Below are 16,698 nucleotides of genomic sequence, written 5' to 3'. Positions count from 1 at the left end.
TTCGCGCTGCTGATGGTCCTCGTGACGGTGACGAGCGCCCCGCTGTTCAACAGTCTGTTCGCGACCGTTCAGGGCCAAAACGATCCCCGGCGCGGTCTGACGGGCATCATCGGCTGTCTGTACGCCGCCGGGTTCGACCCCACCCGCAGCGATACGGACAACCTCCTGGCGGCCACGCGCCGTTCGACGGCCCTGATGAAGTGCTTCGGCGAACAGCCGGTGTCCTACTGGGGCATGGCCGCGACGGCGGCACTGCTCGCCGTCGCGGGGCTGGTGTACTGGTGGCTGCCGAAGGTGCGCGACCGGTGGCGCAGGCTGGTGCCCGTCGAGGCCGTCGACGCCGACGGCTCGCTGGGGGCGGAGCTGGCCGCGCTGTCCGAGCGCACCGGGATCCGCTCGGACGTGCGCTTCCGCGTCGATCCGGCCCGGATGACCTCGGGTGCCGGCGTCTACGGCCGCACCGGGAGTTACACCGTCAGTCTGCACGCGGGCCTGTTGGCCCGGCGCGGCACCGATCCCGAGGGCTTCCGCGCCGTCGTCCTGCACGAACTCGCCCACATCCACCACCGCGACGTCGACTATGCCTACGCCAGTACGGTGCTGTGGCGGGTCTTCGTCCTCTTCGCCCTGCTGCCGGACCTCGCCCTGATCGCCTGGGTCGTCTTCCTCGTCCTGTCCGGCACCAAGTCGCCCTGGTGGCCCGGGGCCGCGCCCGAGTTGCTGTCGTTCGTCATCGCCGGGCTCCTGCTGGCCGGGCTGGTCCATCTGGCCCGCGCCGATCTGCTGCGGCGGCGGGAACACCATGCCGACCTCCAGGCGGTGGCGTGGGGCGCGCACCCCGCCAACTGGGACCGGCCCGACCCGTCGGGCACCGTGGCGCCCCTGCTGCACCGGGCCACCGCGCTGCTGCGGACCCACCCCGGCTGGGCGGAACGCAGGCGGGTCCTCGCCGACGCCGACCGCCTCCTCCGGGTCAGCCCGCTGGAGATGTTCCTGACCGGCGCCTCGGCCTCGCTGCTGTCCGGTTCGCTGGCGGCGCTCCCCTTCCTGCCGTCGGTGCAGGGCACCCTGTGGCTCACGGTCGCGATGGTGGCGCCGGTGCTCTGTATCGCCCTGGGGCGCGCGGTCGTACGGTCCTCGCGCATCGGGGACGGCGGAGCGGCCGGCGCGTCCACCAGGTCCGGTGCGCTCGCGGGTCTCTGGCTCGGCTGTGGTCTGCTGGTGGGCGAGTTCGTGGCCAGCGGGCGCTACCGGGTCGACTGGCTGCCGCCGCAGCCCCAGTATCTGCTGGCGTTCCTCTTCATCGCGGCGGTGCCCGCGGTGTGGTGGTCCCAGACCCTGCGCCTGGCCCTCGGGCTGCCGAAGCGGGGAGCGCGCCGCGCGGTGGCGGGGGTCGGCGCGCTGGTGACCGCGACGGTGCTGTGGGGCGGGCTGTTGTGGTGGCGGCTGGGAGGCGAGCGCATCGCCCTGGGGGCCAGCGATCCGGCCGGGGCATTGGCCAGGTCCTACATCCGGGCGGTTCCGGGCGCCTGGCAGGACTACGGCCAGGACCTGTCGGTGATCTCGTCCGGCATGTCCCTGCTCTCGCCGCTGCACCGGCAGGTTCCGATCGGTGCCGCGACGCTCCTGATGTGGCTCGTCCCGCTGGTCCTGCTGCTGTGGCAGCGGGCGGACGCGGGTCTGCGGGTGCGCCGGACGCTCGTCGCCGGCTGTGCGGGCGGCCTGGTGTCCTGGGCGGGGATGGCCCTGGCACGGTACGTCCAGTACACCGGGCGCCCGGCCACGGTGAAGGAGCGGACCGGGCCCTTCCTCATCGTCCACGAGTGGTGGGTGATCGCGACACTGCTGGCGGCCTGTCTGCTGACGGCCGCCGTCGTAGCGGCCTTCTCCCGGCGGCACTGGCTGCTGCGGGCAGTGATCGCCGCTCAGGTGGTCCAACTGATGTCGTACGGCGCGGTGTTCCTCCTCTCCTCCGCCGACGGCTGTCTGGGGCCGCTGAACACCGTCTTCGACAGCTGCCAGTGGCACCTCAGGAACGGCCTGATCATCACCTGGGCGGCCACCGTCCTCACCCTCACCAACGCCGTCCTCGGCTCGGCCTGCGCGGCCCTGGCCGGCGCGGGCGTGGCACGGGCCGTACGGCGGGTGCGCGGACGGCACGCGGTGCACCTGCCGGCGGTTCCGGAGCCGGAGCGTGAGTCGGCCGCCGGGCCGGCCCGGCGGCGCCCGGTCCTCCTGAAGGCGGGTGCGGTCCTCGCGCTCGGCGTGCCCGCTCTGCTGCTGACCGTCGTGACGCACGCTCAGGTCTCCTTCTCCGCGGTCGTCCCCCGCTTCTCGCCGGACACGGCCGACCCGGACGCCGAGGCACCGGATTCCGCCCCGCCGACGAAGCAGGCGCCCGCGATGCGCGCCTGGCAGACCTGGTCCTGGCTGAACAGCGGCGGGAGTCTGCACACCCAGCGGATCAACGCCGCCCAACTGGCGCTGAACACCGAGTTGCAGAAGGCCGCCGCCCGGAAGCGGGACAAGAACGGAAACGTCCCGGTGGACGAGAAGATCTTCCACCGCGCCTGCGGCACCTTGGGCAAGCGGGTCGAAGAGGCCCAGGACTACTTCCCCGTCCCCAGCCCGGACCTGCAGAAATCATGGTCGGATGCGCTGAGCCGGTTGCACCACGGCGCCCGGAGCTGCCAGGAGGCGATGGCCCCGTCCAAGGGCGCGCCGCACAAGACGGAAGCGGAGCGATCACGACAGTTCTCCGCGTCCCTCGAAGAGCTGGCCGCGGGGCTGCGCCGTTTCGTCGCCGCGCACCAGGACATCCAGAAGGCGGCCACGTCGGGGGCCAAGTAGGGGCCGCTCGTAGACTTCTGCCGCGTACAGCCGGGTGCGGCAGGAGGCGCTGCTCTTCTCGACCGGCTCAGAAAACAGCCTTGTGCCACGGAAGCAGGAGCGGGAATGAAGTACGTCTGGTTGTTCGGGTGGATACGGCACGCCGAGGCGTTCGGGTACAGCCATGGCCCCCTCCCCGGCACCATCGGGACGATCGCCCTCCTCCTCACGGCCCTCGTCCTCGGCTTCGCGCTCCACCGCGTCGACTGGATCCGCCGCCTCCGCTATGCGGCACCGGCCGTGGCGGTCGCCGCCTTCGGCGCGGGGGTCGCCTGGCTCGCGAGCAGTTGAGGCGCCGGCGGCCGTCGTCGACCGGCCGCCGGAGGCCGGCCCGACGGCCGATCTTGCGGTGGCCGACGGCCTGCTCGTCGGTCCTCCGCCGGCCGATCCGACGGCGCGTCGGCCTCCAGCGGCCCACGGGGCGCTGCCGGCCTCGCTAGATCCGGGGCACGTTCCGCAAGTTGGAGCGGGCCATCTGCAGCATCCGGCCGACCCCGCCGTCCAGCACGATCTTGCCGGCCGACAGCGCGAAGCCGGACACCATCTCCGCGCTGATCTTCGGCGGGATCGACAGGGCGTTGGGGTCGGTGACGACATCGACCAGCGCCGGCCCCTTGTGCTTGAAGGCCTCGCGCAGTGCGCCGCGCAGTTGCTTGGGCTTCTCCACCCGGATGCCGTGCGCCCCGGCCGCGCGGGCGATGGCCGCGAAGTCCGGGTTCTTGTTGCTGGTGCCGTACGACGGCAGGCCGGAGACCAGCATCTCCAACTCCACCATGCCCAGCGAGGAGTTGTTGAACAGCACCACCTTCACCGGCAGGTCGTACTGGACCAGGGTGAGGAAGTCGCCCATCAGCATGGAGAACCCGCCGTCGCCCGACATCGAGACGACCTGGCGCCCGCGGTCGATGAACTGGGCGCCGATCGCCTGCGGCAGGGCATTGGCCATCGAGCCGTGGCTGAACGAGCCGATCACCCTCCGACGGCCGTTGGGCGTGAGGTAGCGAGCGGCCCAGACATTGCACATACCGGTGTCGACGGTGAAGACCGCGTCGTCGGCTGCCTCTTCGTCCAGGACCGAGGCGACGTACTCGGGGTGGATCGGGACGTGCTTCTCGACCTTGCGGGTGTAGGCCTTGACCACGCCCTCCAGGGCGTCGGCGTGCTTCTTCAGCATCCGGTCCAGGAACTTGCGGTCCGTCTTCGGCTGCACCTTGGGCATCAGACCGCGCAGCGTCTCGCGGACATCGCCCCAGACGGCCAGGTCGAGTTTCGAGCGGCGGCCCAGGTGTTCGGGCCGGACGTCGACCTGCACGATCTTGACGTCGTCGGGCAGGAACGCCTCGTACGGGAAGTCCGTGCCGAGCAGGATCAGCAGGTCGCACTCATGGGTGGCCTCGTACGCCGCGCCGTAACCGAGCAGTCCGCTCATGCCGACGTCGTAGGGGTTGTCGTACTGGATCCATTCCTTGCCGCGCAGCGCATGGCCGACCGGGGACTTCACCCGCTCGGCGAATTCCATGACCTCGGCGTGTGCGCCGGCCGTGCCGCTGCCGCAGAACAGCGTGACCTTGCCGGCCTCGTTGATCATCCGGGCCAGCTTGTCGATCTCGGTGTCCCCGGGGCGGACGGACGGGCGGGCGGTGACCAGGGCGTGTTCGATCGTGCGCTCGGGGGCCTGCTCGGCGGCGATGTCGCCGGGGAGGGAGACGACGGCGACGCCGCTCTGTCCGATGGCGTGCTGGATCGCGGTCTGCAGCACCCGCGGCATCTGCTTGGTGCTGGAGATCAGTTCGCTGTAGTGGCTGCACTCGGCGAACAGCCGGTCGGGGTGGGTCTCCTGGAAGTAATTGGTGCCGATCTCGCTGGAGGGGATGTGGGAGGCCAGAGCGAGGACCGGGGCCATGGAGCGGTGGGCGTCGTAGAGGCCGTTGATGAGATGCAGGTTGCCGGGGCCGCAGGAGCCGGCGCAGGCCGCGAGCGAGCCGGTGAGCTGCGCTTCCGCCCCGGCAGCGAAGGCGGCGACCTCCTCGTGGCGGACCTGGATCCAGTCGATCGCGGAGTTCCGGCGGATGGCGTCCACCACCGGGTTGAGGCTGTCGCCGACGACCCCGTAGAGCCGCCGCACCCCCGCCCGCACGAGGATGTCCACGAACTGCTCGGCCACGGTCTGCTTCGCCATGTCGCGCTCGCTCCTTCGACGGGTAGGTGGCTGCCCGCTGACGTGGAGGGGCCGCTCTCCCATGAACCCATGTGGTGCCCCGGCGCGCCTCCGCTGTACGGCCCTCCCGTCCGCCGTCGGGTCCGCGCTCCGGGGCCCGTGGGCCGGCGCTACGGCTCCCACATCCCGACGGCCGTACGTACGGTCCGCGCTCCGGATCCCCGTGCGCCCGGCGCTACGACTCCCACACTCCGACGGCCGTACGGTCCTTCGGGTGGCCCTCGGCCCGTAGTTGCGCGGCGGCGAGGAAGTCCACCAGTCCGGGCGGTTCGGGGGCGGACCACCGGTCGGCCAGCCGGGCGGCGACGTCGGGCTCGTCCCGCAGCGGTTCGGCGAGGCCGGCGCTGCACAGCAACAGGGTGTCGCCCGGACGGGCGAAGGCCGTCCGGAAGAGGAACGGCTCGGGCGGCACCGGGCTCTCAGCCGGGTACGGGTCCTGCGGCACGTCCGGTGCGGGACGGGGCAGTCCGCCGGTACCGCCCGCCGCCTCCCTGACGGTGTGGCCCGTCGCCGCGGGCTCCAGGTCCTGCCAGGCGCCGTCGCGCAGCAGGAACAGACCGCCCGCGCCGACGCCGAAGAACACCCGGGTACGGCACTCCGGGTCGGCGGGCACCAGCAGACAGCGCAGCGCGGCCGGATACCGCTCCGGTGGGGCGCCCCGCTCCTGCGCCAGGCCGCGCAGCTTGCCGTAGCTACGGTCGGTGAGCCGCTGCAGCCCGGATTTGAGGGCTCCGCGACGCTCCGTCCTGATGTCCTCCGCCAGTCGGGTGTAACTGCGGCCGACCGCGCCGCCGATCCAGGTGCAGGCGTCCCGTGCGGCGCGATGGCCGCCCTCGGCGGACGGCAGACCGGTGGCGACGGCGACCAGGATCAGGGCGTGCCGGCCAGCGCCGAAGCGGGCGGTGAGCAGCGCATCCCGGCGTACATCACCGCGCCGGCGGGCGGCTGCGCCGCGCTGTGAGGCGGCACGCAGGGTCAGCGCACCGTAGTGGGCACCGTCCAGCGTGGTGTCGGGCACCGGATCGTCGAACACCGCCGGGTCGGCGACGGGCAGTTCACCGGGCTCGGCCCCAGGATCGGACACCCGGTCAGCGACGGGGCCGGCGGTGGCGTGCGGTGGGGTGTCCCGGGGTGCGGGTGGGGCGGGGGTGGCTCGTTGGTTGGCGGGTGGGTGGTTGTTGGGGGGTAGGCGGTCGGCAGAGCGATCCGCTGGGGACGGGCGGGGGGTGGGTGGGTGGTCCGCGGAGGGGCGGTCGGTGGGCGCGGGACGGTCCGCGGCCCCTCGGTCAGCGCCGGGGGACCGGCCGTCCGCGGATCGACGGTCGGCGGACGGACGACCGCCGGACGGGCGATCCGTGGGCGGGCGATCCGCGGCTCGTCGCCCGTCGGACGGGACGTCGGCGGGTGGGCGGCCGGTGGTCGGGCGGCCCGTGGACGGGCGGTCGCCAGAGGTGGCTTGTGTGTCGGGCCCGGTGGAGCGGAGCGGGATCGGTGGGGATGGTTCGGGTGGGGCAGGGGTGGGACGGGCCGGGGGTTTCCTCGGTGGCGGCTCGGCCGTACCGGAGTCCGGGGGCTTCTGCGGTGCCGGGCCGGCCCGCCGCGGCGCTCGCAGCGCCCGCAGCGCCGACTCGACCCGTTCGTCGAGGGTGTCCGGGGTGTCGGACGGCCCGGCATCGACCACCGCGCCGGGTGCCGGGGCGCCCTCTCCCGCGCCCTCGTCGCGGCTGCCGTCGCCGTACAACTCCCGCCACCAGTCGTCCTCGTGGCCCCGCGCGGCTCCCTGCTGATTCATGCGCCGTATTGTCCCTGGACGACCACGGCCGAAACAGGGCGCGAAAGAGCGTCCACCGGGCGGCCGGCCTCCTTCGGGTGACCGGCCGCAGGAGCTCGGCGGACGGCGCAGGCCATGGGCGGACCGGTGCACCGGATTGCCGCGGGCGTCGGCCGGTTCGGCCTTCGGCGTTGTCCGTTTGCCGGGGTGACGCGGGAGGGGCAGGGCTGACGACGGCCCACCTACGGGGCACCCCCGCCCCACCTCCTCGGGCATCTCCGGCCCCATCCACATCCACCGGGCACCTCCGGCTCCGCCCACGGGGCAGCTCCAGCCCCGCCCACCTCGCAGCTCCGGCGCTGTCCCTCGGGCACCTGCGGCCCATCGACGGCACCTCGGTCCGGCAGACGGCAACCCCGGTCCAGCTGATGGGCGCGCCGGTATGGCAGACAAGCACCCCGGCACGGCAGGCGGCTGCCCCGGCTCCGACGGGACCCGGTCCAGCGGCGGGCTCCCCCGGCCCGGTCGGCCGGCAAGCGCTTCCGGGTCGCGTCCGGCACGCTGGGCCCATGAGAGTGTGCAGCCTACGAGCCGTCACGGGGCGTGCGCCCGCCGGGTGTGAGGCCGGCACGTGAACGAGGGCGGCGGGCGAGCCACGGGCCGCCGGCACGCACGGTGCGTGTCGCGCGCAGGCGGGCCGGCCGGGCGATATGAGGCCGGCGCATGAGTGTGGGGCAGTTGGTCGCGGTCGGCCTGGTGATGCTGCTGGGCCTGCTCGGGGTGCTGGTGCCGGGCATCCCCGGCCCGCTGATCGTCTGGGCGGCCGTGCTGTGGTGGACGCTGTCCGAGAAGTCCTCCCTCGCCTGGGTGGTGCTCATGGGCGCCACCGCCGTGCTGCTCCTCAACCAGACGCTCAAGTGGCTGCTGCCGGTCCGCAATCTGCGGGCCGCCGGCGCGCCGTACCGGGCGCTCTTCCTGGCGGGGGTGGCCGGCATCGTCGGGTTCTTCGTGATCCCGGTCATCGGAGGTCCGCTGGGCGCCGTCGGAGGCCTCTACCTGCTGGAGCGGGTCCGGCTCGGCAGCCATGGCGATGCCTGGGCCTCGACCCGTACGGCCATGCGCGCCGTCGGCCTGAGCGTGCTGATCGAGCTGTTCGCCTGTCTGCTGGTCGTCGGTGCGTGGGCGGGGGCGGTGGTCGCGGGCTGAGGTGTCACCCGCCCGGTTTGGCCACGGCACCAGCCAGCCCGTCCGGCCAGGGCGCGCACGGTCGGGTGCATCTCCGGGGACGGGTGCGCCTCCGGGGACGGGTGCATCTCCAGGGGCGGGACCACTTCCGGCGGCAGGACGTGCGGCGAGCGAAATGCACCAGACGCCGCGAGCCCCACCCCCGGGCGGACGCACAGATCGGCCAGCCGCAGCCGGCACTCCAGCCAGCCGCCGTCCGTCCCGCGCGTCGCCGGACACACCAGGCCCGCCGGTGGCCGGCGCCGCCCGGACGGGCCGGCGGGCTCGTCGACCTCGGCGATCCCGCTGCCGTGGGCGAGCCGCAGCGTACGGCGGTAGGTGCGCCCGCCACGGGGCCCGCGTACCTCCTCGACGCCGGGCACCGCCCGCGCCTGGAGGAAGTCGAGGATCTCGGCCGCCGCGTACGGCCCTCGGTAGGCCAGCCGCAGCGGAATCCCGCCGGGCGCCCAGCCACCCTCGGCACCGGCTCCGCCCGGCCCGGCCCCGCCCCCGCTTCCCCCGGTACGGCGAGCCGCGCCGCCATGACCGGTTGCTCCTCCAGACCCCGTGGCGCCCCCGCGACCCATCGCTCCCCCACGGCCAGTCGCTCCCCCGCGACCGGTGGCGCCCCCACGACCGGTGGTCCCCTCACCACCGGCCCCCTCACCACCGACCCCGGCCCCGACCCCACGCCCCGCCGAGCCCCCACGCCCCACAGATCCCCCACGCCCCGCCGCAGCCCGCAGTTCGCTGGGCGTACCGGCGTAGATCTCCCGCATGGTGTCGTTGAACTGCCGGATACTGGCGAAGCCGGCCGCGAAGGCCAGCTCGGTGACCGGCAGCGCCGTGGTCTGCAGCAGGACCCGCGCGGTGTGCGCCCGGCGGGCCCGCGCCAGCGCCACCGGCCCCGCGCCGAGCTCCGCGGTCAGCTGCCGCTGCACCTGACGGGTGCTGTACCCGAGCCGCTGTGCCAGTCCGCCGACCCCCTCCCGGTCGACCACGCCGTCGTCGATGAACCGCATGGCCCGGCCCACCAGGTCGGCGCGCACATTCCACTCGGCCGACCCCGGCACGGCGCCGGCCGGCACCGGCGGCAGGCCCGGAATCCGGCCGACTGCGCGGCGGCGGCCGACGGGAAGAACCGCACGTTCACCCGCTTGGGAGTGACCGCGGGGCAGCCCGGCCGGCAGTAGATGCCGGTCGTCGCCACCGCGAAGAAGAACTCCCCGTCGAACCGCGCGTCCCGGCTGCACACCGCTTCGTACCTGGCCTCGTCGTCCCTCACCCGTCCAGTCCGGGACGCGCGCGACGACCGGTCCGGCGGAAAACGGACATGGCGTGGGGGAGGGGCGGCGGGGGTGGATGACCGGCGAGGGCCGGGGCCACAACCGGTCGGTTCTCCCCCGACCCGCCCCCGACCCCAGCCGGGCCCGACCCCGACCGGGCCAAGCCCGACCCCGCCCCGCTCACCTCACTTCCGCGGCCCCCGCTTCCGCTCCATCATGTGGCGGCCCAGCGCCTGCTTCTGCTTCCAGTCCCGGCGGATCTCGGCGCGCAGCCGGGCGTCCGTCTTCGCCACGATGCGCTGGTTCTCCCGCAGCAGCTTGCGGTAGCTCTCCAGCCGCCGTACGGGCAACTCCCCGTTGTCGACGGCCTCTTGCACCGCACAGCCGGGCTCGGCCTCGTGGGCGCAATCATGGAAGCGGCACTCCTCGGCCAGCGACTCGACATCCGAGAACGTCCGGGCCAGCCCGGTCCCCGCGTCCCACATCCCGACACCGCGCAGCCCCGGCGTATCGATCAGCACCCCGCCGCCGGGGAGCGCCCGCAGATCCCGGGTGGTCGTGGTGTGCCGGCCCTTGCCGTCCCGGTCGCGGATGGCCTGCACCAGCTGGACCTCCTCGCCGAGCAGGGCGTTGGCCAGCGTGGACTTGCCCGCACCGGACACCCCCAGCAGGACGGATGTACCCCCCGCGAGCACGGCGGTGACCACCTCCAGCCCCGCACCGGTCATCGAACTGACCGCCAGTACCTGCACCCCTGGAGCCGCGGACTCCGTATCCGCGACCAGATGCGCCAGCGTGTCCGGCTCCCCGGCCAGATCCGCCTTCGTCAGCACCACCACCGGCTGCGCCCCGCTTTCCCAGGCCAGCGACACGAACCGCTCGATGCGCCCGAGGTCCAGCGCATCGGCCAGCGACACCGCGATCACCGCATGATCGACGTTCGCCGCGAGGATCTGCCCCTCGGAGCGCTTGGAGGAAGCGGACCGCAAGAACGCCGTACGCCGTGGCAGCAATGCTCGTACCACACCGTCGACATGACCGCTGGTCAGGCCGTTCTCCCGGTCGATCACGGCCCAGTCGCCGGTGCACGGCACCCGCATGGGATCGCTCGTGGCCACCAGCGCGGTATCCGCCAGTACGGTCCGGACGCCCCCGCCCTCGGGAACGACGGCATCCACCCGCCCGCGGTCCACGCGGACGATACGGCCGGGCACGATCCCCTGCCCGGCATAGGGGGTGAAACTCTCCGCGAATCCGTCGTCCCAGCCGTAGGCGGTCAGCGGGTGCGCAGCAGAGAAATCGAGGTCGAACAACGGGATGACCCTTCAGGAAGGAGCAGCCCCGGCCACCGCGCAGCGCGCGGGAAGAAGCAAGGTGACGTCGAGTCAGCCGGAGACCACAGGAGTGAGGTTGATGATCTTCTGGATGCGGGCAGCGCCCAGCGCAGCGACAGTCATCAGTACTCACCTCCCGATTCCTCAACAGCCGACGACGGGGGCCTCGGGCCACCGACAAGAACATCGCTGAGCGTAGAGCAGCACCGGGCAGCAGCACCAACCCTTTTTTCGCATCGCCTTGTCCGGCCTTGGCTCTCCAGCCGCATCGCGGCCGTCCGCTGGGCAGAGGGAGTCGCCCTCTTCTAAGGTCATCGCATGAACGATCGCGTGGGCGGAGCGCCGGATCCGTCAGGTCGGACGCTGCGTCGTCTCGTGGGCGACACGGTCTGGACGGAGATGCTCGAGCAGTCCTTCGGGCGCCGGCACCCCGTCGGCGACACGTTGCTGCGGCAGGGTGAGCCCGGCACTCATGTGCTGGCGCTGCGCAGCGGGGTCGCCAAGGTGATCCGGCGCGAGCGGAGCGGAGAGCTCACGCTGCTGGCGTTTCGCGGTCCCGGTGAACTGTTGGGCGAGGTGGCAGTGCTGGACGACGACGTGCGTTCGGCGAGCGTCCAGGCGATCTCGCAGTGCTCGGTCGCCGTCCTGAGCAAAACGGAATTCCTGCGGTTCGCCACCGACCATGACCTGTTTCCGGTGCTCGTGCGATACGCCCTCGGCAGGCTGCGGGAGTCGGACCGCGCCCGCGGCGGCGGTGATTCCCTCGCCCGCCTGGCGGCATCCTTGGTGAACCTGGCCGATATTTCCGGGCATTCCGCCCTCTCGCCGGGGCGGCGCCTGGAGCTTGCCCTGACGCGGGACGAGCTCGCGCAGCATCTGCGAGTTTCGCGCAACACGGTCACGGCATGCCTGTCCGAACTCGAATCCCTCCACGTTCACACGGGCCGTAAGCGCATCTTCATCGACGATCTGCCCGCTCTGCGGCAGGCCACCGCGGGTCTCCCCGGCTGAGCCCGCAGACCCGGTAACGAAGAACACCGCACACACCGTGATGCCCGTCACTGCTCCTGTGCACTGAGCGAGCACACGGCCACACGTATCCCCGCGAAGCTCGGATGCACAACGCCCGCAGGGAAAGCCGAGGAGTCCCGATGTCGCAGTTCCGCCAGCCGCTGCCCGAAGCCACTGCCATGCCCCACACCCGGAGCCGTCACCTCCCTCCCTATCGGGGGATCGTGGCGGTCGACGCCAAGGACTTCACCGGTCATCCCGCCATCGAGCACGGCGCGATCAGCCAGGCCATCCCTCAGCTCCTCCAGCGGGCGTTCGAGCGCGCCGGCATCGCGGAAGTCTGGGAGGACCAGAGGTTCCCCGCGTCCACGGGCGACGGGTACGTCTTCGGCTTCGATCCGGCGTGGATGCCCTTCGTGATCCACCCATGGCTCCACACGCTCCAGGACGTGCTCACCGAGTTCACCGTGCACTCCACGGGAGCGGTGCGCCTCCGGCTCCGGGTGAGCCTCCACATCGGGCCACTGCCCGACTCAGGAGGTGAGTTCGACGGCAACGGCACACCGCGCAACGACACCCACCGGCTGCTCGACTCCCGTCCGGTCAAGGCCATGCTGGCGGCGTCCAACGAGAACATCACCCATGTCGCCGCCATCCTCTCCGACCGCTGCTACCAGGACACGGTGGCGAGCGGGTACACGGGGCGGCACCCCGATCACTTCATCGAGGTGCCGGCGACCGTCGAGGGCAAGCGCTTCGACCAGCGGGCCTGGCTGTACGTGCCTGCTCCCTCGGGCAATCTCTACGACCGCCGCATCCTGGGCGACCGGGTGGTCGAGGACCAGAAGACTCGCCGCGAGGACGGCGGTGACCGGCGAACTGCCCAGCACGGGGCGGGACATCAGTCGGTGTCGTACCGGGCCGACAAGGGGAATCTGAACACCGGCACCGTGCACGGCGGTCAGAGCGTCAGCAACATCGACGGCGGCGGCGACTACGTCGGGGGGAACAAGGCGGGTACGGTCCACGGCAACCAGGGGGACACCGTCCAGGGCGACAAGAGCGAAGGCCGCCGGTGAACCCCGAGGAGCGCTCGCCCGATGCGGCAGAGCCCGACGGTGAGCCCCGTCAGGAGGAGCCCCAGGGCCCGGCGACGCCCGTGGAAGAGACCGATGGCGACTACGAGGACGCCGACGACTTCGACGATGGCTTCGCCGGCCCGGCCCACCGGCTGTCCAGGGGACGGCGTTATCTCATCTACGCGCCCGGCGGAAACATCAACGCCGGTTCCGTGCACGGCGATCAGCGCGTGGAGAACACCGGTGGGGCGGCCGGCCCCGGCGGTCGGCCGGTGGAGGCGCACGAGGGCCCCCTCTCCGCCCTGGAGATCCTGGACGCCCGGGCGGGATTCGCGGAACCCGACTGGTTTCCCGCCGCGCTGGCCGAACTCGACACCGGTGTGCTGTTCGTCGTCGGAGAGCCCGGTACCGGGCGCCGCACCGCGGCATTGAACCTGCTGTGCCGTCACACCGGGGGCAGCTTGGACCTGCGAGCCCTCGACAGCGACGTGGATCTGTCTTCCTGGCGCCCCACCCATGCCGGGGCCCGCGGGTATCTCGTGTACGGACTGCTGCCCAAGCACCCCCTTGGGCCCGCGGTGATCGCCAACCTGCGCCGTCTGTTGAGCGATGCCGGCGCACGCATGGTGATCGTGCTGCCCGACGATCCGGAGCTTGTGCGCGGCCTGTCGCGTGACCTCCGTGTCTCCCCTGTGCGGTGCGAGCCCCCGTCGCCCCGCGCCGTCTTCCACGCTCGTTTCGAGGCCGCCGTACCGAGTCCCGCAGAGCGTGACCGGCTGCTTGCGCGGCTGGAGTCCGGTCTGCTGGACGAGTTGCTGACTCCCGAACTGGTTCCGGCGCAGGTCGCCGAGCTGGTCGCCGCGGTGAGCGGAGCGGGCGATACCGGACCGGACATCACCGGCCTGCGTGACCGTCTGAGTTTCCTCGCGGAGGAGGAGGCGCCAGAGCTGATCAAGAAACTCCGCAACGACCCCGACGGACTCGCCTTCCTCCTGGCGACCTGTGTCTTCGAGGGGCTGGACCACCGGATCGTCCGGGAGCAGGCGGAACGGCTCCTCGTCCTGGCGAACGGGCGTCTGGACGCAGTGCTCCCGGAGCGCGGTGACATCGACGGCGGTCCCGTCCCGTCAGCTCGCCGGGACGGTCCGCGGCCCAACCCGCAGTTCGTCTTCCGGCGGTCATTGGACGACCTGTTGCCGATGGTGCGCGCGCGGTGTGCGCCCAAGGAGCTCCGGACGGGCTCCGGCTACACCTACGCGGTGGAGCCGGTGCGGTTCACCCGGCACCGGCAGGGGGAAACCGTGCTGCGCCATGTGTGGCGGCAATACGGCCAGTTGCCGGGACTGCTGACGGACTGGATGGACAACATCCCGGGAAACCAGCGCGATTTGGCCGAGCCAGTGGGCCGGGTCATGGGCATGGCCGCCGGCTGGGGCGGCGGTCGCCGGGCCCTGCTGCACATCCGCAGGCTGGCCGACTCCGAGCATGCGACCAGCCGCACGATCGCCGCGTACGCACTGGGTATGGCGGCAGAGGACCCGATTCTGGCGAGCGAGGTCAAGCACCACCTCACCGAGTGGAGCAGTCGCACCAATTGGCGGCGCCGTTCCACGGTCGCGTATGCCTGCGGGACGCAGTTCGGGGCTTCCCGGCCGAATGTGGCGATGCGGCTGCTGCGGCGTACGTACCGGGGACGTGAGGGTGACGAGTACGTCGTCGCCGCGGCCGTCCGCCGTGCCGTCTGCGAACTCTTCGCAGCGGGAAGCCAGCCGACGGTCTTCCGCCACCTCGCCGGATGGGCCGATGGCGAAGGGCCTGAAGCGGACCTGTCGCTCTGGGTCTTCCCACACCTGCTGTGGGAACCCTCCTGGTTCCAGGAACAGCTGCTCTCCGCAGGCGAATGCGCTGAAAAGGTCGTCGCTCTCGTCCGCCAGGCGCTCAACGACGACGACCTGTTCGATGCCACGCGCGACTCCCTGATCAGCTGGTGCCGCATGGCCGCCTGGGACGAACAGCCGCGTACGGCCGTGGAGACACTGCTCACCGCACTGGCTCAGGAGATGCGCCATGGTGTCCTGCGTCTCTTCGTCGACATGGACCGGGACGACACACCCGAACTCGCCGGACGCGACCTCGCACGCCACGCACTGAATGCCTGGCGCAAGGGCGAGCCACCGCGGTCCGGCCCCACATCCGTGCTCGGAGGACCTGATGCACACCGACAGTGACACGCCCGTCTACAGCCCTGCCTCGCACGCCCCTTGGCGGGAGATCCTGCGACAGCGCTGGTCGGGCCGGCGGGACCGCGCCCTGGTGCTGCGGGACCGGGTCGGGTACTACCACCTGGCCGGGGCCCGGCACCGGCACATCCCGCCGCCCGGATCAGCGGACTTCGAGACCGTCGGGGCGGCAAAGGGCGTGGGCCCCTTCCGCACGAGGCTGCGCGGGTACGACAGCGCGTTCCTCGTCCGGCTCGACGAACATCCGGCAACACGGGCCGTCGCGCTGCCGACTCACTACGGGACCGAGTCGGTGGACGTACAAGTGCTGTGGTGGGTTCACGATCCGGTCCAGGTCGTGCGGTCACGCACCACGCACGGCTGGCTCGCCGTGCGCAAGGACCTCGACCGGCGGCTACGGCACCTCAAGGAGGAGTACGGCACCGACCGAAGCGGACTCGGCGCGCCCGAGATGATGCAGGATCTTTCCGCGCCGCACGAAGTGCCGGACTGCGGCCTGGCCTACCGCGCCACGGACATCGCCGCGCGGGAGGACGACGGCGAACTGCGCCTGGGAGAGCCCGGTGATGCCGGCCTGCCCTATTCCTGGACCGACAAGAGCCGCGAGGAGTACGCGTTCTGCACCCGGGCCGTGCAGGACGGTCCGGTGGCACTCGCGGCGCTCTGGCTGGTCCGGCACCCGGATCAGGTCAGCCAGGTGCTCGACTGGACCGTGAACCACTCCAGCCTGATCCGCGGGGAGACCCACTGGCAGGACGAGGTGGCCGGCCTGCTGGGCAAGCTGACGGAGCAGGAGCGGCAGGAACTCTCCGAGATGTTGCGCGACCGGCTCGTCGCGCTGGGGCGGCAGGTGCCCGGTCAACAGCGCCCGGGGACGGAGGAGCGAAGTGTCCGCTCTCACGCCAATGGCTGGGCGCGAGGCACGGCACACGGGCAGCCGGTGTGAGGGGGGCGGCCGCGGAGCGGAGGCCGGCACGGGAAGCTCGGCGGAGCGTCGCTTCCAGGTTCCCGCGCCCGTCTCCGCCCCCTCGCCATCGGCTCCTGCACGCGACAGCGCGCCGCCGTCAGCTGACTGCCGGTTCTCCGCCTGGGCCCGCCCCGCAGGCCGTGGCGGCGATGGAGCGCTTCTTGGCCGCCAACGGGGTGGAACTCACACGGGCGGACACCAAGGCCGCCGTGCTCCTGGCCTTCACAGGAGCTGTCCTCGGCGTCTTCATCTCGGTGACCAGGAGCGCCACGGCCGGACAGGCCCCCCACGACGGGAGTGTGCACCTGCTGTGGTGGACCGCCGTCATCACCGCGCTGCTGGCCATCGTCTGCTTTGTGTGCGCCACCGTCCCGCGCCGCCGCGGAGGGCGCCGCCAGGGCCCGGCCGTTCCCGGCTACTTCGAGCACATCACACCGGAACTGGCCGACGCACGGCTGAGTCGTGCCTTCGAACGGGTCGGGCAGGATCCGACCGGCCCCTTGATGGCCTCTCTGGCCAGGACCAGCGAGATCATTCGCGCCAAATACCGCTGGATCGAAACGGGGACCGTTCTGCTGCTCGTCGCGCTCCCGCAGTTCGCCGTCGTCCTGCGGCCGGCATGAGACGCCGTACGAGGTATCCGACGGGTGGCACGGTCATGTCCAAGCCTGCCGGTCCA

Annotated in this window: 11 protein-coding genes and 1 pseudogene; 8 read left to right on the top strand and 4 right to left on the bottom strand. The window is 72.2% G+C overall.

Features of this window, described 5'->3' with window-relative positions; all coding sequences use genetic code 11:
* Positions 1 to 12 precede the first annotated feature (12 nt).
* Complete coding sequence (locus Scani_RS38995) at positions 13 to 2,850, top strand: M48 family metalloprotease (protein ID WP_159482887.1); 2,838 nt, start codon at positions 13 to 15, stop codon at positions 2,848 to 2,850.
* 105 nt (positions 2,851 to 2,955) lie between these two features.
* Entirely contained in the window at positions 2,956 to 3,180 is a 225-nt protein-coding gene (locus tag Scani_RS38990) for a hypothetical protein (protein ID WP_159482759.1), read from the top strand.
* A 145-nt stretch (positions 3,181 to 3,325) separates the two neighbouring features.
* Here the strand turns inward: Scani_RS38990 and Scani_RS38985 are convergent, their stop codons facing one another.
* Both Scani_RS38985 and Scani_RS42045 read right to left on the bottom strand, forming a co-directional pair.
* Positions 3,326 to 5,068: a pyruvate dehydrogenase gene (locus tag Scani_RS38985; protein ID WP_159482758.1), complete on the bottom strand. Its 1,743-nt coding sequence runs from the start codon at positions 5,066 to 5,068 to the stop codon at positions 3,326 to 3,328.
* Between the two features lie 214 nt (positions 5,069 to 5,282).
* Positions 5,283 to 6,191 (bottom strand): protein phosphatase 2C domain-containing protein, encoded by a 909-nt coding sequence (locus tag Scani_RS42045; protein ID WP_308686635.1) that lies wholly within the window; start codon positions 6,189 to 6,191, stop codon positions 5,283 to 5,285.
* 1,410 nt (positions 6,192 to 7,601) lie between these two features.
* Between Scani_RS42045 and Scani_RS38975 the strand changes: the two genes are divergently transcribed.
* A complete protein-coding gene (locus Scani_RS38975; protein WP_159482756.1) occupies positions 7,602 to 8,084 on the top strand; it encodes a DUF456 domain-containing protein in 483 nt (160 codons plus the stop codon).
* Positions 8,085 to 8,389: 305 nt separating this feature from the next.
* On the opposite strand, the pseudogene Scani_RS42310 reads toward Scani_RS38975, so the two are convergent.
* Together Scani_RS42310 and rsgA are read right to left on the bottom strand one after the other, a co-directional pair.
* Positions 8,390 to 9,387: pseudogene (locus tag Scani_RS42310) on the bottom strand (DNA-3-methyladenine glycosylase 2 family protein); the annotation flags it as partial.
* A gap of 186 nt (positions 9,388 to 9,573) precedes the next feature.
* Positions 9,574 to 10,701, bottom strand: a complete 1,128-nt coding sequence (gene rsgA / locus Scani_RS38960) for a ribosome small subunit-dependent GTPase A (protein WP_159482755.1) — start codon at positions 10,699 to 10,701, stop codon at positions 9,574 to 9,576.
* Between the two features lie 339 nt (positions 10,702 to 11,040).
* Here rsgA and Scani_RS38955 point away from each other — a divergent pair, with 339 nt between their 5' ends.
* The 5 genes from Scani_RS38955 (at position 11,041) to Scani_RS38935 (ending at position 16,642) form a co-directional block, all read left to right on the top strand.
* Positions 11,041 to 11,733 carry a Crp/Fnr family transcriptional regulator gene (locus tag Scani_RS38955; protein WP_246296519.1) on the top strand — a complete coding sequence of 231 codons (693 nt, stop codon included), beginning with the start codon at positions 11,041 to 11,043 and terminating at the stop codon, positions 11,731 to 11,733.
* 140 nt (positions 11,734 to 11,873) lie between these two features.
* Entirely contained in the window at positions 11,874 to 12,812 is a 939-nt protein-coding gene (locus Scani_RS38950) for a hypothetical protein (RefSeq protein ID WP_159482754.1), read from the top strand.
* Positions 12,813 to 12,892: 80 nt separating this feature from the next.
* Positions 12,893 to 15,040, top strand: a complete 2,148-nt coding sequence (locus Scani_RS38945) for a hypothetical protein (RefSeq protein ID WP_246296518.1) — start codon at positions 12,893 to 12,895, stop codon at positions 15,038 to 15,040.
* The gene (locus Scani_RS38940; RefSeq protein WP_174872858.1) at positions 15,024 to 15,998 is read left to right on the top strand and encodes a hypothetical protein; all 975 of its coding nucleotides are present in this window, start codon (positions 15,024 to 15,026) and stop codon (positions 15,996 to 15,998) included. Before Scani_RS38945 ends, Scani_RS38940 begins: the two co-directional genes overlap by 17 nt.
* A 170-nt stretch (positions 15,999 to 16,168) precedes the next feature.
* Positions 16,169 to 16,642 carry a Pycsar system effector family protein gene (locus Scani_RS38935; protein WP_218039250.1) on the top strand — a complete coding sequence of 158 codons (474 nt, stop codon included), beginning with the start codon at positions 16,169 to 16,171 and terminating at the stop codon, positions 16,640 to 16,642.
* Positions 16,643 to 16,698 lie beyond the last annotated feature (56 nt).

Source organism: Streptomyces caniferus (genome assembly GCF_009811555.1).
In the GTDB taxonomy this organism is placed as follows: Bacteria; Actinomycetota; Actinomycetes; order Streptomycetales; family Streptomycetaceae; genus Streptomyces; species Streptomyces caniferus.
Note: the sequence above shows the minus strand (reverse complement) of the source record. Positions and strands in the feature narration are given on the sequence as shown.